General features: G+C 54.7%; 1 protein-coding gene. It reads left to right on the top strand.

Going from position 1 to position 258, the window contains the following annotated elements:
* Positions 1-37: 37 nt before the first annotated feature.
* Positions 38-258: dsDNA nuclease domain-containing protein (locus SB751_RS32535; RefSeq protein WP_410749323.1), on the top strand; the 221-nt coding region annotated here is incomplete at its 3' end.

Raw genomic sequence — 258 nt, 5'->3', positions numbered from 1 at the left:
AAGCGGGCATACGAAATCCGGGGATAATGCAAAAGGCTTGGACGTCATCCATGATAAAAAGCCGCGCGAGACAGTTGGTCGAACCACTGTCGCCAGGTTCCGTATGCAGTTCCAAGGAGCCGCCTATGCAGCGCTAGAGATCCTGAGCGGCAAAGAGATCGACCGGGTCTACTGCGACTATCACGACGATTTTGTCGTGCGCAGAACCGTAGCGGGTGTTGTCGACTACCACTTCTCCCAAGTGAAGACCAAGGGCAA

The sequence above is a fragment of the Cupriavidus sp. SIMBA_020 genome (assembly GCF_046535395.1).
GTDB lineage: Bacteria > Pseudomonadota > Gammaproteobacteria > Burkholderiales > Burkholderiaceae > Cupriavidus > Cupriavidus campinensis.
Note: the sequence above shows the minus strand (reverse complement) of the source record. Positions and strands in the feature narration are given on the sequence as shown.